Origin of the sequence: Gracilibacillus thailandensis, from assembly GCF_010994055.1 — a bacterium.
In the GTDB taxonomy this organism is placed as follows: domain Bacteria; phylum Bacillota; class Bacilli; order Bacillales; family Amphibacillaceae; genus Gracilibacillus; species Gracilibacillus lacisalsi.
The window spans coordinates 13,787-29,142 of the sequence record NZ_WJID01000046.1 but is presented as its reverse complement, the minus strand read 5'-3'; the positions used below and the strand labels follow the sequence as shown (position 1 = coordinate 29,142).

General features: G+C 37.2%; 13 protein-coding genes. 6 read left to right on the top strand and 7 right to left on the bottom strand.

Translation table 11 applies throughout. The features are described 5' to 3' along the window. Window positions 1–369: 369 nt before the first annotated feature. The 5 genes from GH715_RS13920 to GH715_RS13900 all read left to right on the top strand — a co-directional run bounded on the left by GH715_RS13920 (window position 370) and on the right by GH715_RS13900 (window position 5,255). Entirely contained in the window at window positions 370–1,068 is a 699-nt protein-coding gene (locus GH715_RS13920; RefSeq protein WP_153835819.1) for an urease accessory protein UreF, read from the top strand. Between the two features lie 11 nt (window positions 1,069–1,079). Continuing rightward, entirely contained in the window at window positions 1,080–1,832 is a 753-nt protein-coding gene (locus tag GH715_RS13915; protein ID WP_153835818.1) for an urease accessory protein UreD, read from the top strand. Between the two features lie 50 nt (window positions 1,833–1,882). Further along, on the top strand, window positions 1,883–2,707 hold the full coding sequence (locus GH715_RS13910; RefSeq protein ID WP_153835817.1) for a helix-turn-helix transcriptional regulator: 825 nt from the start codon (window positions 1,883–1,885) through the stop codon (window positions 2,705–2,707). A 105-nt stretch (window positions 2,708–2,812) separates the two neighbouring features. Next, window positions 2,813–4,300, top strand: a complete 1,488-nt coding sequence (gene melA / locus GH715_RS13905; protein ID WP_153835816.1) for an alpha-glucosidase/alpha-galactosidase — start codon at window positions 2,813–2,815, stop codon at window positions 4,298–4,300. Window positions 4,301–4,529: 229 nt separating this feature from the next. Next, window positions 4,530–5,255 carry an MBL fold metallo-hydrolase gene (locus tag GH715_RS13900; protein ID WP_153835815.1) on the top strand — a complete coding sequence of 242 codons (726 nt, stop codon included), beginning with the start codon at window positions 4,530–4,532 and terminating at the stop codon, window positions 5,253–5,255. Window positions 5,256–5,292: 37 nt separating this feature from the next. Here the strand turns inward: GH715_RS13900 and GH715_RS13895 are convergent, their stop codons facing one another. The 4 genes from GH715_RS13895 to GH715_RS13880 all read right to left on the bottom strand — a co-directional run bounded on the left by GH715_RS13895 (window position 5,293) and on the right by GH715_RS13880 (window position 9,958). Next, complete coding sequence (locus GH715_RS13895; protein WP_153835814.1) at window positions 5,293–6,330, bottom strand: LacI family DNA-binding transcriptional regulator; 1,038 nt, start codon at window positions 6,328–6,330, stop codon at window positions 5,293–5,295. Window positions 6,331–6,441: 111 nt separating this feature from the next. After that, window positions 6,442–7,281, bottom strand: a complete 840-nt coding sequence (locus GH715_RS13890) for a sugar ABC transporter permease (protein WP_153835813.1) — start codon at window positions 7,279–7,281, stop codon at window positions 6,442–6,444. Next, window positions 7,281–8,579 carry a carbohydrate ABC transporter permease gene (locus GH715_RS13885; RefSeq protein WP_153835812.1) on the bottom strand — a complete coding sequence of 433 codons (1,299 nt, stop codon included), beginning with the start codon at window positions 8,577–8,579 and terminating at the stop codon, window positions 7,281–7,283. The genes GH715_RS13890 and GH715_RS13885 overlap by 1 nt, the downstream gene beginning before the upstream one ends. 68 nt (window positions 8,580–8,647) lie before the next feature. Next, window positions 8,648–9,958: a sugar ABC transporter substrate-binding protein gene (locus GH715_RS13880; RefSeq protein WP_153835811.1), complete on the bottom strand. Its 1,311-nt coding sequence runs from the start codon at window positions 9,956–9,958 to the stop codon at window positions 8,648–8,650. Between the two features lie 473 nt (window positions 9,959–10,431). Here GH715_RS13880 and GH715_RS13875 point away from each other — a divergent pair, with 473 nt between their 5' ends. Continuing rightward, window positions 10,432–12,183: a glycoside hydrolase family 13 protein gene (locus GH715_RS13875; RefSeq protein WP_153835810.1), complete on the top strand. Its 1,752-nt coding sequence runs from the start codon at window positions 10,432–10,434 to the stop codon at window positions 12,181–12,183. A gap of 690 nt (window positions 12,184–12,873) precedes the next feature. Here GH715_RS13875 and murQ read toward each other — a convergent pair. The 3 genes from murQ to nagB all read right to left on the bottom strand — a co-directional run bounded on the left by murQ (window position 12,874) and on the right by nagB (window position 15,356). Beyond that, window positions 12,874–13,773 carry an N-acetylmuramic acid 6-phosphate etherase gene (murQ, locus tag GH715_RS13870; RefSeq protein WP_153835809.1) on the bottom strand — a complete coding sequence of 300 codons (900 nt, stop codon included), beginning with the start codon at window positions 13,771–13,773 and terminating at the stop codon, window positions 12,874–12,876. Between the two features lie 16 nt (window positions 13,774–13,789). Beyond that, window positions 13,790–14,512 (bottom strand): GntR family transcriptional regulator, encoded by a 723-nt coding sequence (locus tag GH715_RS13865; protein ID WP_018933911.1) that lies wholly within the window; start codon window positions 14,510–14,512, stop codon window positions 13,790–13,792. Window positions 14,513–14,624: 112 nt separating this feature from the next. Next, on the bottom strand, window positions 14,625–15,356 hold the full coding sequence (gene nagB, locus GH715_RS13860; protein ID WP_018933912.1) for a glucosamine-6-phosphate deaminase: 732 nt from the start codon (window positions 15,354–15,356) through the stop codon (window positions 14,625–14,627).

Here is a 15,356-nt window from a genome sequence, read left to right as displayed (position 1 = left end):
TGTTACGCCCAATATCCATCTCAAAATAACTACTTTATATCATCGATATATTATTTTGATCAATGAAAAGGACCGGGTGGGCTTTCCCAGTATGTCTTATAAGGAAAGAAAGTATAAAAATTGGGTGCCTGTCTAAGCAAGCGCCCAGAAACTAGGTGACTTCACGAATTGCCCTACGATAAGTCATCATCGGTTCGTAAACTCACCGTGATTCCTTTATCTCAGTTAATTCGTTCCAGTCGCTACGTTTCTAAGCGGACGCTCTGTGCTTTTCTTGTACAATCTCCATTCAGCAACAAATCGATCGAAAGATATTATCAATCCACCTTTATGAGTATGATATAATAGACTAAGAAATGGAGGGATTGGATGAGTACCAATGATTCGCAAAAACTTTTACATTTATTACATATGCACCATTCATCTTTCTTAAAAAGTCAGGTAGCACATGCAATTGGAATGGAAATGTATATCCGATCCAAGCAAGTAAATTCAAAGGAAGATCTGGCTTCCTTTTGCCATAGTTACGTCGGTAATTATTTATTATATAACGATGCAATTATTATTAAAGAATTATTTTCAAAACTGAAGAAAAATGATTGGGATCAGGTCCTGTATTTAGCCGAAATATATAATGCCAGAAAAAATGTATTGGAGTTAAAGAAGACTAGCCGTCAAGCAGGGAGCCGTTTCCTTGATCGGCTATTGACGATTGAAGCGACACCTATCCTCTCCAAATGGTCGGAAGAAATAAAGGATAGAGATTCGTTAAATCATTATGTTATTGTATATAGTCTTTATGCATTTGAAAAAGGGTTTGACTTGTTTGCAACGATCCAAACCTATTTATATTTTTCTTTAACAAACCTTATTCAGCATGCGGTAAGAGCGATTCCACTAGCACCAAAAGACGCGGAACAAGTCACATTAGATGCATTAACAAAAGTGGATCAAACAACTGAATTGGCAATGACACTACATTTTAAAGATATGCAGAATAGTGCGATCGGATTGGAAATATCCGCTATGCAGCATAAATATCTTTTATCAAAATTATTTATATCTTAATGGAGGTAAAGATGGAATCGAATAAGCAGTTACAAGCACGGTTTCAGAAAGTCAATATTCTAGACTATAAAGGTGATCCACCATTAAAAATTGCAAAAGCAGATCAGAGCCATCGTGTATTTACGACCTATAATATCGATGGATTGAATCAAACAACAGATCCCATTTCGATTGATTTTACAGTAAAAAAAGCGTCTAATATAAAACTATTAGAGATGGAAACGGATAAGCATACTCAAGAAAATCATTCCCTTCAATTTACCTGTAACATCGAAGAAGAAGCGTTATTATTTTTTAGAAAACGTGAAATAATCCCAGCTAATCATAGTAACATTAGTCAACATATAAAAGTGAATGTCACAGGGGATGCGGAATTTGTCTGGTCAGAAATCGTTCATTTAAATCGATCTGATTATCATTACTATTCGTTAATGGAGATCTGGACGGAAGATCAATGTCTAGCTTATGATCCGGTCCAATTTACCGGAAATGAAGAGATGTTGGCACATCATGGCATGACAGAGTCATTTCCATATGTTGCTTCGATATGGTATATTTCACCGGATCCGCCTTTTGATGAATGGGATGTCCAGCAGCGCTTATCACAGGCGAAGCACCATCGAGCAGGGATGACCGATATCGATGGTAAAGGAATTCTTATTCGCTGGCTTTCGACGGATTTAACATTATTGAAACAAGAGGTCGACGATGTGCTTGCCTTTTTTGATGAAAAAATCACAGATATACGAAAGTGGAGAGTTTGAAAAAAAGTTAGGAGATTATCTTCTAGCTTTTTTTCTAAGGAGGATAAAGGATGGGACAATTTCCTAAGGCTGTGGCTTATTATTATAAACGTTGGCACGAGTTTGAGATGGACTTACATCATCATCCTGCAATCGAGATTATGTATGTTATGGATGGCAAATGTCAGATTGAAATTGATGACCGGATTGTTCATATGCGTAAGGGTCAATATATTTATATTCAGAGTAATGTGAAGCATCGCCTAATCATTGATAAAGATCATCCTTGCCGAATGTTAAATATCGAATTCATCCTTCATAGCAATAAAACCACTCCTTATATGTCCATTGAACAGCTTTTTCAAACACAGCCGTCCATACGGTCATTATTTGATCAGAACGAGCGGTATTTTCTATTAAAAGATGATGAAGCGGTATATTTTACTTTACGACACCTCGTTCTGGAATTAGATCATCAATCTGCAAACAATCAACTGTTGATTGATAACTTAATGGTCCAATTGTTACTGTGGATTGACCGTAACCGACGTGAGTACCATGAACAAACAGGTAATCAGCATATTAAAAAAGCATTGACCTATATTCATGAACATTATGATACAGAAATAAAGGTAGAAAGGCTTGCGTCTATCACGCATCTTCATCCTAGCTATTTACATAAAATCTTCCGTCGTTCACAAGGAATGACGATTAATCAATATATTACCAAAGTACGGCTGGAGAAAGCGAAAATGCTGCTAGTCAATACTGAAATTCCAGTTACAGAAATATCCAATTATGTTGGGGTGAACACGAGTCAATACTTCAGCAATTTGTTTAAAAAGGAAACAGGTTTAGCACCGTCAGCCTATCGAGAACATTCTCGTGAAATATAAAAGGTTAGAATTTTATACATAAACTGAACAAGAAACGATAATATTTAAATCGCTTACACTCCTTTCGTGATAAGATACCTTTAAAGACGAAAAGGAGGTAGAGACATGTCATTTAAAATTGCTTTTATCGGTGCAGGTAGTATTGGATTTACGCGTGGCTTGCTTCGTGACATTTTGTCGGTACCAGAATTTCAAAGAATAGAGGTAGCTTTTACCGATATCAATCAGAAAAACTTAGATATGGTAACACAGTTGTGTCAACGGGATATCGATGAAAATGGACTAGCAATTACGATTGAGGCAACTACAGACAGAAGAACTGCTTTAACAGATGCAAAATATATTTTTAATGTGGTCAGAATTGGTGGATTAGAAGCTTTTAAACATGATGTCGAGATCCCATTAAAATACGGTGTTGACCAGTGTGTTGGGGATACATTAAGTGCAGGCGGAATTATGTATGGGCAACGTGGAATAGCAGAGATGTTAGAAATTTGTAAAGATATCCGTGAAGTAGCGGATCCAGGTGTGTTGTTGTTAAACTATGCAAACCCGATGGCCATGTTAACATGGGCCTGTAACAAGTATGGAGGAGTTAATACGATCGGTCTTTGTCACGGTGTTCAAAATGGCCATAAACAAATCGCCGAAGTATTAGGGAAGAAAAAAGATGAGGTAGATATCATTTGCGCTGGAATCAATCACCAAACATGGTATATAGAAGTGAAAACAAATGGAGTCGACCGGACTGAAGATTTATTAGAAGCATTTGAAAGTCATCCTGAATATAAGGATACCGAAAAGGTACGAATTGATATGCTTCGTCGTTTCGGTTATTTTAGTACCGAGTCTAATGGTCATTTGAGTGAATATGTACCGTGGTATCGTAAGCGTCCGGAAGAAATTAACGAGTGGATTGATTTAAGCAGTTGGATAAACGGAGAAACTGGCGGGTATCTACGCGTTTGTACCGAGGGACGTAATTGGTTTGAGACAGATTTTCCAAATTGGTTAAAGGAACCAGCCTTTGAATACAAAGAGGAAAATCGCGGTGAAGAACATGGTTCCTATATTTTAGAAGGATTGGAAACCGGTCGTGTATACCGAGGTCACTTTAACAGGGTTAACAATGGAATTATTTCGAATTTACCAGTTGATGCGATCATTGAAGCACCGGGTTACGTTGATCGCAATGGAATTAATATGCCGTATGTAGGGGATTTACCGCTGGGACCTGCTGCCGTTTGTAATGTCAGCATTTCCGTTCAGCGCTTAGCAGTAGAAGCAGCTGTCCATGGAGATGATTATTTGTTGCGCCAAGCAATGATGATGGACCCGCTAGTCGGTGCTGTGTGTAACCCGAAAGAAATCTGGCAAATGACTGATGAAATGTTAGTTGCCGAAAAAGAATGGTTACCACAGTATAAAGAAGCGATAGCTCAGGCCGAAAAAAGATTAGCAGAAGAAGAAAGAATTCCAACGAAAGATTATCAGGGAGCGGCACGAGTAAAAGTGAAATCGGTGGCAGAAATGGCCCAAGACAGAGAAGCAGCTGTGAAAAATGCCGGCGAAGCAGACAAAGGGAATTTTTGATAAAAGTGAAGAAAATTAGTATAGTAAAGCCACTAGGATATTTTAGTGGCTTTTTTTCGTGCGAACTAATTTTTAGCAATTTCGTGGACAAAAGAAAGCGAAAATGAAGAAAAGTGTCTTCGAGATGCAGACTCTAGAAGACATAAGCAAGCAAAAGCTGACCTTAAGATGTGATGTAACACTGAAACGAAACAGAAGCCAATTAATTTCTATAAAAGGAGTTGAAAATATGAAAATAATCCCTCTAGGAATTTGGGGAGGCTATCCGCAGGCAAATAGTGCTACATCTTCTTTTTTAATTGAGGAAGACGGGTTTCATCTGTTATTAGATTGTGGTAGTGGTGTGCTTGCATCGTTGCAAAATTACATATCCATTCAACAATTAGATGCGGTGATTATCACCCATTACCATCATGATCATATTGCCGATGTTGGAGCGCTTCATTACGCAAAATTGATTCAAAACCAATTAGCAGATCAACCTAAAACATTAGCTATATATGCGCATGATCGTGATGAGCAGTACCACTCTTTATCTTTTAAAGAACATATTGAAGCATTTAATATAATCAAAACTTCACAAATAGGTCCTTTTACAATAGAGACAACAGAGACGAATCATCCTGTATACTGTTTAGCAATAAAACTAGAGGCAAAAGGAAAAAAGGTCGTCTTTACAGCTGATACTGGCTGGAAAAAGTCATTGATCCCATTTTCTCAACATGCTGATTTATTGGTTTCGGAGGCTAATCTCTATCAGGAATATGAAGGGAAAATTCCAGGCCATATGAGTGGTCGACAGGCGGGGGCATTGGCAGAAAAAGCAGCCGCTAAACAACTGATACTAACTCATTTACCCCATTTCGGCGATGTACAAAATATATTAAAAGAGGCGGAACAAACATATACCAATCAAGCAACTATAGCAGTAGTCGGTCAATCGATTACTATTTAAAAAAGGTATACCTACTAACACAGGTATACCTTTTCAACTATTGCAAAGTTTCAGATGTATTTGATTTAGTTGATTGTCTAAATTTAATTTCATAAGGAACAATAATACGTTTAGCTGGCTCATCCTTGTTTTTTGCTTTTTCAATTAAGCACCTTGCTGACTGTACACCTAACTGATAGATTTGAATATCAACAGTTGTTAAAGGTGGTGTGGTAATTTCCGATAAATAAAGGTTATTAAATGATGTTAAGGATACATCTTCAGGGCAGCTTAGACCGATTTCTTCTAATGTATTTATCACCCCTAAAGACATCAAGTCATCGGCAACTACCAAACCTGTTGGCGGTTCATCCAACGCAAATAGTTGCTCGACCGCATCACGACCACCGGATTTTAGAAATTCCGCGTGCACCGTATATTCATTTGGTAATGGCAAGCCTGCTTCTTCTATGGCAGACTTATAACCGTTTAGACGGTCAAGAGTTACTGTTAATTCCGTTGAACCACCGATAAAAGCGATATGACGATGCCCGATGTCTATCAAATGGTTGGTTAAGTCCTTGCTCGCTTTAAAGTTATTATTATCGACATACGTAATTTCACTTTCTTGTTCAGAAGGTTTCCCTACCATGACAAAGGGAAAATTTTTCTCCGTTAAAAATTGTTGTACAGGATCAGCAATCCGCGAATAAAGTAAGATAATACCATCAACCCTGTTACCGTTTACCATTCGTTGTACTTCTTCATATACGTCTTCTTCATTACCACCCGTTGATACGTATAAAGAATATTCTGCTTCATGGGCAAATGAGCCAATTCCACGTAAAACTTCAGGAAAGAATGGATTTTGCAATGCTTTATCAGCTGATGATGGCATAATGACACCAATTGCTTGTGAAGATCGTACCGCGAGATTACGGGCGTTTATATTTGGATGGTATCCCAGATCTTTCATCGCTTTTCTTACACGCTTTTTGGTATCTAAACTGATTCTAGGATTGTCTGCTATAACTCTAGAAACCGTTGAGGGTGCTACTCCTGCTTTTTTTGCTACGTCTTTTATTGTAACTGCCATAATTTTTCACCCTTTAGATTTGTAAAAATGCATTAATGTCTGAGAATTCTGTATTTCTATTATATGTGATCAGGTATTATTATCAAAGTATGTTTCACTGTAAAACGAAATTTATCCTTTCGTTCCGCCTGCTGTTAGTCCAGAAATTAAGTAGCGTTGCAAGAATAGATAAACCGTTGCAACTGGAACTGCTATTAAAATAGAACCTGCAGCAAATCTAGTGAAGTTATTTGCAAAGCGGTCATTAATAAAATTAAATAATCCAACTGCTAGAGTATAGTTATCCTGACTTGATAGTACGATTGATGGTAATAAGAAATCAAAAAGTGGCATCATAAAATTAAATAATGCAACTACTGCTAAAATAGGTTTTGCTAGTGGAAGCATTACACTCCAAAATACTCTTAAATGCCCAGCCCCATCTATTCTCGCCGCTTCGTCAAGTTCACGTGGAATGGTGTCAAAATAGCCTTTAACTAACCATGCATTAAATGGTATTTGCCCACCTAGATAAACCAATATTAACCCAGTTAAGGTATCAAGCATGCCGATCATATTTAGGAAAATATATAATGCTACCATTGCCATCATAACTGGAAACATTTGTAGTAACAGGAAGATATACAGTGCATTCCTTTTTCCAACAAATTGGTAACGAGAGAATGCATATGCTACCAATGAGGTAATGATCACACTGCCTGCAGCTACTGAGATCGATACAATCAGTGAATTTTTGTACCATAATAAATAATCACTTTCGTCGCTAAACAGCCATTTATAATGTTCCAACGAAAAATTTTCTGGAATAAGTGAAGATGAATATAAGCTGGTACCCTGATTAAGAGACATTCCCACCGTCCACACTAATGGATAAAAGATAATAATGGAAGTGATAAGAATGACTAGGTACATAAGCGTTACTTCGATTTTTGATTTTTGTTTTTGATTCATTACAATTCACCTTCTTCCTTGAATGATTTCGTCTGCCTAAATTGATAAAAGGCAAAACCAGAAATGATAAGTCCCATAATGAGAGATATAACTGCAGCCATTGCATAGTTGTTTGTTTCAAAAGTTAACTTGTATACCCATGATATTAATATGTCAGTGCCACCAGCATTTTGATTTCTTACCGGAGGTCCACCTTCATTAAACAAGTAAATAATGTTAAAGTTATTAAAATTTTGCGCATACTGCATGATTAGTAACGGTGCAGTGGCAAACATTACATGTGGAAAAGTAATAAATCGAAATTTTTGAAAACGAGATCCCCCATCTACGTCTGCCGCTTCATACCAGTCTTTTGAGATACTTTGTAAGACACCTGTAAACAATGCAAATATAAATGGGAACCCTAACCATGTTTGAATTAATATAATCGCTGTCCGCGCGTAGAATGGTTCACTCAACCACGGAATCCCATCTCCACCGAGGAGTGGAATAATAATATCACGGTTTATCGCACCAAAGTCATCATTAAACATAGCTGAGAAAATTAAAATCGTAACAAAAGCTGGAACTGCCCAAGGTAAAATTAAAATGGTACGAATTAATTTCTTGAATCGAATTCTTGGATCATTAACGATCAATGCTAAGAATAAACCTAAAGCTATTTGCAGCGTCGTAGCAACCACTGTCCATACAATGGTCCAAGCTAAAACACTAATGAAAGTATCCTGCCAGATTGGCACCGTAATAAGTTCTTTAAAGTTTTCAAACCCAACCCAATCGACAAGGTTCCTTGGTGGTGAGTTGTATAAATTATAATTTGTAAATGCCAGTAAGACTGAAAAGATAAGTGGGAATATGACGACAAAAATCATTAGTAATAACCCAGGAACAGTCATTAAATATGGAAAAGCAGTATCATAAAAATCGATAATGGTAGCTTTAATCCCTTTTGGCTGCCATCCATCTTTTATTTTTTTGGCCTGGTTACGTGCATCCATCACATTTCCTACATATAGCGCGATCAAAATAATGGTGGCAATTAATGCTAAGACACCAAAGACCAATAACCGAATCGAGTGATCTGTACCAGGAATAGTACCTAATGTACGTAATCCCCATAATCCAAAATTAATAGTATCGAATAACGTTACTAAAAAAGCGAGCTCTAATAGAATAAAAATAGTACCTTTTAAAAATCTACGATTATAAAGCTGACCTAACCCTGCAAGAATTATGGATAATACGGTAGCAACGTTAGGATTATGGTTTTTAAAGTTGTTATTGGAATTGTGATTCAATTTGATAACCTCCCCAATAGGACAGAAAAAATGAGAGGGAAGAAATTATTTTCTCCCCCGTGAGTGTTTTATTGAGCACCACTAGCATCAATATTTGTTTTTATTTGTTCTACTGCTTCTGGAAGTACGGAAGAAGGATCTTCCCCTTCAGCTAAGAACTGTAATGCATTATTCATTGGTTCCCAAACTTGAGACATTTGTGGAGTACTAGGCATCGGTACTCCATTTTCAATTTGCTGACTGAATGAACTGAAAATTGGATCCTCAATAGATTCAAGAGCGTTTGTATTAGTCGGCAGTTCACCAGCAACATCAAAGTAATGCTTTTGATTTTCTTCATTTGTCATAAATAATGCAAGGTCTGTAGCCCATTCTGTATTGTCAGAATAGTATGATACCATCCAGGCTTTAACCCCAACTAATGATTGAGCTCCTTGCCCATCCATTTCAGGGAATGGGGCAAATCCAAGACTATCCCCTAAAGCTTCTGTATAACTAGGGATACTCCATGGCCCGTTAATTACAGCACCAACTTTTCCTTCTGTAAATAATCCGTCTATAACATCAGTTGTGGTGGAAGGAGGAATTTTTCCGTCTCCGAAGAATGATTGATAGAGTTCGCCACCTTCGATAGCACCTTCATTTGCAAGTCCGATATCACTTGTATCATATTCACCGATATCTCCGCCAAAAATGTATCCTCCAAAACTCTTAAAGAATGGATAAGCAAAATATAAGTCGTTCGGTTTCATTAGAAATCCAAATTTATCCTGAGAAGCGTCTGTGTTTTCCTCTAATGCAGTAAGTAAGTCATCAATTGTTTGTGGCTCATCCATTATATCTTTGTTATAAAAAATGCCGTATGTTTCAATTACAGCAGGAACGCCATACATATCGTTGGAACCTTCAAATTCGTACTGAACGGATGCTAGAGAAGCATCACTGTAGTCAGCTAATTGTTCATCAGAAATATCAAGTGGTTGCGCTAAACCTTGTGCAACAATATCACCAGTTCGATCGTGTGGCTGAAAGAATAAATCCGGTCCACGTCCTTCTGGTCCTGCCAATGATAATTCATCTAATTGATCTAGCATTGATTTAGGAACTACATTAACCGTAATGTCATTTTGTTCTTCGTAATCTGCTGCTATTTTCTCGATAGCTTCTAATTGTTCTTCTTCATCATTGGCCCAAACTGTTAATTCTTCCGGTTTATCTGCTTCAGCAGAATCATTTGGTTCTTCAGCAGTATCTTCTGAGGTACTTTCTTCATTGTTATCAGTATTTGTGTCTTCCTCTCTGTCTGGAGCACATGCTGTGATGATAACGATTGCAAATAACAGTGTAATTAAAGCTAAAAATAATTTTATGTTTCTCATATAATTTCTCCCCTTTTTCATGATTTGCGCAATCGATTGCGCTTGATTGGCTTTAATTATACATAGGATTTTTTATATAAGCAAGCGTTTTCTATAAAAACTTTCAAATATTTTTTTCTACATTATATGTACTTTTTGAAAAGTAAAAATATATTGACAGATCATTTCAGTTATTGTAATAATTAAGTTATCAACAGTGATAGACACCATTATACAAATGGAGGGCACTGCTTTTGTATTTCTTTACAAACAACCCCGGCTTTTAGTAAAAGTCGGGGTTGTTTGTTTTTGAGGGAGGAGGATAGATTTAAAATTGTAAAATTAGTGATAAGGAAAACGATTGCGCTTTTTGAAAGTAATCATGAAATATACTTTCAGTGTTGCCCTATCTATCATAATTGTTGATGATAGGGAAATGGCAAAATACTGCAAAATGATTGACGGATTATTCTATTCCAAAAGGGGGATATTACATGTTTATGGAAGCTATAAACCATAGAGCAACTAATCCATACATCTATGCGAGAGATAAAAGAACAATAGATATTATGCTAGAAACGAAAAAAGGAGATGTAGAAGCTGTCGAATTAATATTTGCGGACCCGTATGATTTTAAGGGTGATCAATGGCAATATAAAACAAAACAAATGATTAAGACAGGTTCTTCTCAATTAACAGATTATTGGAAGGTATCTGTTCAACCTGAATACAGAAGATTACGCTACGGATTTCAATGTATGGACAAAGATAATACGAAAATTATCGTGACAGAAAGGGGGTTTTATAAAACGATTCCCTCTGACATCGGTAATTACTTCTGTATGCCTTATTTACATGAAAATGATATATTTCAAGCACCTGATTGGGTGAAGGATACGGTCTGGTATCAGATTTTTCCTGAACGGTTTGCTAATGGAGACTCTTCCTTAAATCCAGAAGGTACAATACCTTGGGGGAGCGAGGAGCCAAGCGCAACTAATTTTTTCGGAGGTGACTTTCAAGGTGTCATAGATCATCTGGATTATTTATCCGATTTAGGTATTACTGGTATTTACTTTACACCAATTTTTAAAGCGTATTCGAACCATAAATACGATACGATTGACTATTTTGAAATAGACCCACAATTCGGGGATAAAGAGACTTTTCGAAGGTTAGTGAATGAGTGCCACAGTCGAGGCATAAAGGTAATGTTAGATGCAGTGTTTAATCACAGTGGTTACTATTTTGAGCCTTTTCAAGATGTATTAACAAATCAACAAGATTCACGTTTTAAAGATTGGTTTCATATATGGGAGTTCCCTGTAAAAGCAGAAGGCTATCCCAATTATGATGCGTTTGGATTTGTTGCATCCATGCCCAAATTAAATACTGCCAATCCTGAAGTGAAAAAATATCTGCTAGATGTGGCGCGATATTGGATTGAAGAATTTGATATTGATGGATGGCGTTTAGATGTTGCCAATGAAGTAGATCATGCGTTTTGGCGCGATTTTCGCAATGTAGTAAAAGAAGTGAAGCCAGACGCATATATATTGGGCGAGATCTGGCATGATGCAATGCCTTGGCTACAAGGGGACCAGTTTGATGCTGTGATGAACTATCCTTTCACGAATGGTGCGGTAGAATATTTTGCAAACCAGCAAATGGATAGTCAAACATTTGCTGATAGTATCACCAATGTATTGCATATGTACCCGCAAAATGTTAATGAAGCAGCCTTTAACTTGTTGGACAGTCATGATACGGCTCGAATTTTAACAATGGCTGAAGGTAATAAAGATCTGGTCAAACTGCTTTACGTATTTCAAATGTCCTTTTTAGGATCACCTTGCATTTATTATGGTGACGAAATTGGCATAACGGGTGGTGATGATCCTGGATGCCGTAAATGCATGGAATGGGATGAGTCGAAGCAAGATCAGGGATTATTTCGCTTTGTTCAAAGACTAATAAAGATGAGGAAGGAAATACCTGGATTTGGAAACTGTGCGAAATTCAGGTTTCTTGTAATAGACGGAAATACAGTTGTCTATCAAAAACAAGCAGGCGAAGCAGAGCTTATTTTTGTATTAAATAACAGTGATCAAGCGAAAAGTATTGAAGTCGAGGCACTTTCAAACAGAAAGGCAATAGAATTATTCTTCGATCAAGAGGTGTTACAAGAAGAAGCAAAAGTGAAAATCGAAGCATACGGATATAAATGCTTTCAATTGCATAATTAGTTGGTTTTTCGTTTTTATCCAGCTAGGTTCATACACTTAAAAAACTGAGCAATTCTCCTCTAGTGGCTATTATGGAATAATATCAACTGCTTGACCACCACTCCGGCTGCCCACTTCCCTTTCCGTAGGGGTTGGCCTTCAGCTAACTTTTTCGAGCAAAATCGGCTCGGAAAAGTGGATCTTCAGGTCAAACAATTCCCACAGGAGTGGAAGTGGGCGGCCCACGCTATTATCAGGCTCTACAACGCTAGCATGAAGTAACACAGCTGCTTTTATACTCACTGATAGCGGTCCATTTTAATATTACTGATGACAAAAATTGTTGCACCTTCTCATAGCGAAGTAATTAGTCGGAGCGTTGTAAATATACATCAAACATGTCAAAATAACTAGTTCACTTAACGTAGTCATTGCACTGATTATATCTTTTCTTAACTTACTAAGAAAAAGGCTTGCTTTCAACCGAAAGCAAGCCTCTTCATTATTGTTTCGCTTCATATCCTGCAGCGAAAATAGCGACAAAAAATGTAACGCAAACACCGATAATTAATGCGATTCCCATGTGTCTCCTCCTTTTTCACTGAAAAAATCGACCGCTTATGTACATTATTCTTTCTCTATTATAGCGAAGTCTATACTTTTTGTGAAGAGCTGATATGAATTTACATTCGGCCCTTCACCGCTGTTTCTCTAACCCATTTCATATAATTGGATTGCCTTCTTTACATGGTTATTTGCTTTCGTTAGATATTGAGCTGCTTCCTTTTTGTTACAGCCTGTTTTGGCAATGATTAGGGAAAGTTTTACATCATTGTTTGTCTCGTCCATTAATGTTTGAGCTTCCTTTTCCGAGATACTTGTCAATTGCATTAGCATCGACTCTGCGCGCTTCACTAATTTTTTATTAATAAGCTGCATATCGATCATCTCATTCTGATACACCTTACCAAGCTTGACCATGGTTGCGGTTGATATCATATTAATCGCTATTTTCTGGGCCGTTCCAGCTTTTAGTCTCGTTGAGCCGCGGATTACTTCGGGACCTACTATCAATTCGATCCCGACATCACTTAGTTTAGTTGACATTGTCTGCTGATTACAGCTTATCGAAATCGATGCGGCCTGTTTTTCTTTCGCGTAAGTTAGTGCAGCTACGGAATAGGGAGTAGAGCCACTCGCGCTAATAGCAATCAGTACATCGTTTTCGTTAAAATCGTATTGCTGTAGATCATAGACAATATCAGAAGCGTTGTCTTCATGTTGCTCAAGTGGTTCCCACATGGCATTCTTTCCGCCGGCAACGAACGCAATCCAACGGTCAGGTTCTATCGAAAAGGTTGGACCAAGTTCGACAGCGTCTAATACTCCAATACGTCCGCTCGTTCCAGCACCTACAACAAAGACACGAGCTCCATGTTCCCATTTGTCTACAATTAGTTCAACTGCTTCTGCAATAGCTGTTAACGATTTTTGAATTCCCTCTTGAATCTGGCGTTCTTCTTCCAACATTAGTGAGACGATATCGATAGCTTCCATTTCATCGATAGCAAGCGATTTTTGGTTTATCGCTTCTGTAACTGTTTTAACCATTATACGACGCTCCTTATTAACGTTCTAGATCAAGCATAAATTTGTATCGATCTGCACGGTAAGAGGATTTTACAACTTCAAATGTTGTGCCATTTTCTAGTTGTGTCGTTCTTTTCATAAAAAGGACTGGTGAATGTTCAGGTATTTCTAAGTATTCAATTTCTTCTTCATTAGCAATAGTAGCTTCAAATATCTGACTTGCTTTTCCTATTTTTAATCCTAAGTCATGCTCAATATATTGATAAAGTGAATTTTGCACAATATCATCTGTCAAACCTTTAATTAAATTTGCTGAAATATAAGTACGCTCCAAAGCCATGGGAATGTTCTCAGCTAATCGTATCCGTTTAATCTCATAAATTGGTGCGTGTTCAGGTATATGAAGCTGCTCAGCTAAACTCTGATTGGCTGGAATGATTTCGAAATTAATTAATTTGTTACCCGGTTCCATACCGCGTGCTTTCATGTCTTCTGTAAAGCTTGTAAGTCCATTTAAGTTTTGTTCTAACTTTTGCTCGGTTATGAATGTTCCTTTCCCTTTTATCCGGTGTAAATAGCGTTCATTAACTAAATTAGTAATTGCTTGTCGCACTGTCATTCTACTGATGTTCAGCTGTTCAGCATATTCACGCTCGGATGGTAATGCATCACCTGGCTTGTATTCACCATTTTCTATTTTAGATTTAATTTGTTCTTCTAGTTGATGATAAATAGGAATTGGCGATTGCTTATCTATCATTGCACTTTCTCCTTTCTGTTATAGATCTAATTACTAAAATATATAGTGGATTTAGTTAGCACTGTTTTTGGTGTTCTGCTTGCAATATCATTAAATTTCACATGGTAATTTATTAAATATCCGTATTCATTATAGCATCTTCATCTGCAATGATGGTAACATTTTCATGATTGTTCAGGATAGACGCTGGGAACTGTTCGTCAATTCTACCATGCAAGAGTTTGTTTAGTGCTTGATTCTTTTCTTTTCCGGATACTAGCAGTAATATTTCTTTGCTTTCCATGATCGAGCCAATTCCCATTGTAATGGCTTGTTTTGGGACTTCCTCCACTGTACCAAAAAAGCGAGCATTAGCTTGTATCGTTGAACGGGTTAAGGACACGATATGAGTGTGCTGATCAAATGGTGTTCCCGGTTCATTAAAACCAATATGACCGTTTTTACCTAAACCTAAGAGTTGTAAATCAATCCCATTGTATTGTTGGATCTTTTGCTCATATGTTTCGCATTCTGCTGCAAGATCTTCTGTTAATCCATTGGGAATGAAAGTTTGATCTCTAGGAATGTTCACCTTGCTGAATAAATGCTGATGCATATAGTAATGGTAACTATTAGGGTCATCTTTAGGAAGTCCGATATACTCATCTAAATTAAATGTGACAACGTGCTGATAGGAGGTTTGATTCTCCAGGTAATCTTCGGCTAAATAGGCATAGGTTTGAATAGGAGTCCCACCAGTAGCTAATCCCAATGTGATATGTGAACTTGATTTTATTCTATCCAAAATAATATTTGCTGCAATTTTACTCATTTCTTGATGATTGGTTGTGCGAATTACTTTCAT

Coding starts and splice junctions, on each gene's coding strand:
- GH715_RS13920 (WP_153835819.1), top strand. CDS start 370: ATGAGTACCAATGATTCGCAAAAACTTTTACATTTATTACATATGCAC.
- GH715_RS13915 (WP_153835818.1), top strand. CDS start 1,080: ATGGAATCGAATAAGCAGTTACAAGCACGGTTTCAGAAAGTCAATATT.
- GH715_RS13910 (WP_153835817.1), top strand. CDS start 1,883: ATGGGACAATTTCCTAAGGCTGTGGCTTATTATTATAAACGTTGGCAC.
- melA (WP_153835816.1), top strand. CDS start 2,813: ATGTCATTTAAAATTGCTTTTATCGGTGCAGGTAGTATTGGATTTACG.
- GH715_RS13900 (WP_153835815.1), top strand. CDS start 4,530: ATGAAAATAATCCCTCTAGGAATTTGGGGAGGCTATCCGCAGGCAAAT.
- GH715_RS13895 (WP_153835814.1), bottom strand. CDS start 6,330: ATGGCAGTTACAATAAAAGACGTAGCAAAAAAAGCAGGAGTAGCACCC.
- GH715_RS13890 (WP_153835813.1), bottom strand. CDS start 7,281: ATGAATCAAAAACAAAAATCAAAAATCGAAGTAACGCTTATGTACCTA.
- GH715_RS13880 (WP_153835811.1), bottom strand. CDS start 9,958: ATGAGAAACATAAAATTATTTTTAGCTTTAATTACACTGTTATTTGCA.
- GH715_RS13875 (WP_153835810.1), top strand. CDS start 10,432: ATGTTTATGGAAGCTATAAACCATAGAGCAACTAATCCATACATCTAT.
- murQ (WP_153835809.1), bottom strand. CDS start 13,773: ATGGTTAAAACAGTTACAGAAGCGATAAACCAAAAATCGCTTGCTATC.
- GH715_RS13865 (WP_018933911.1), bottom strand. CDS start 14,512: ATGATAGATAAGCAATCGCCAATTCCTATTTATCATCAACTAGAAGAA.
- nagB (WP_018933912.1), bottom strand. CDS start 15,356: ATGAAAGTAATTCGCACAACCAATCATCAAGAAATGAGTAAAATTGCA.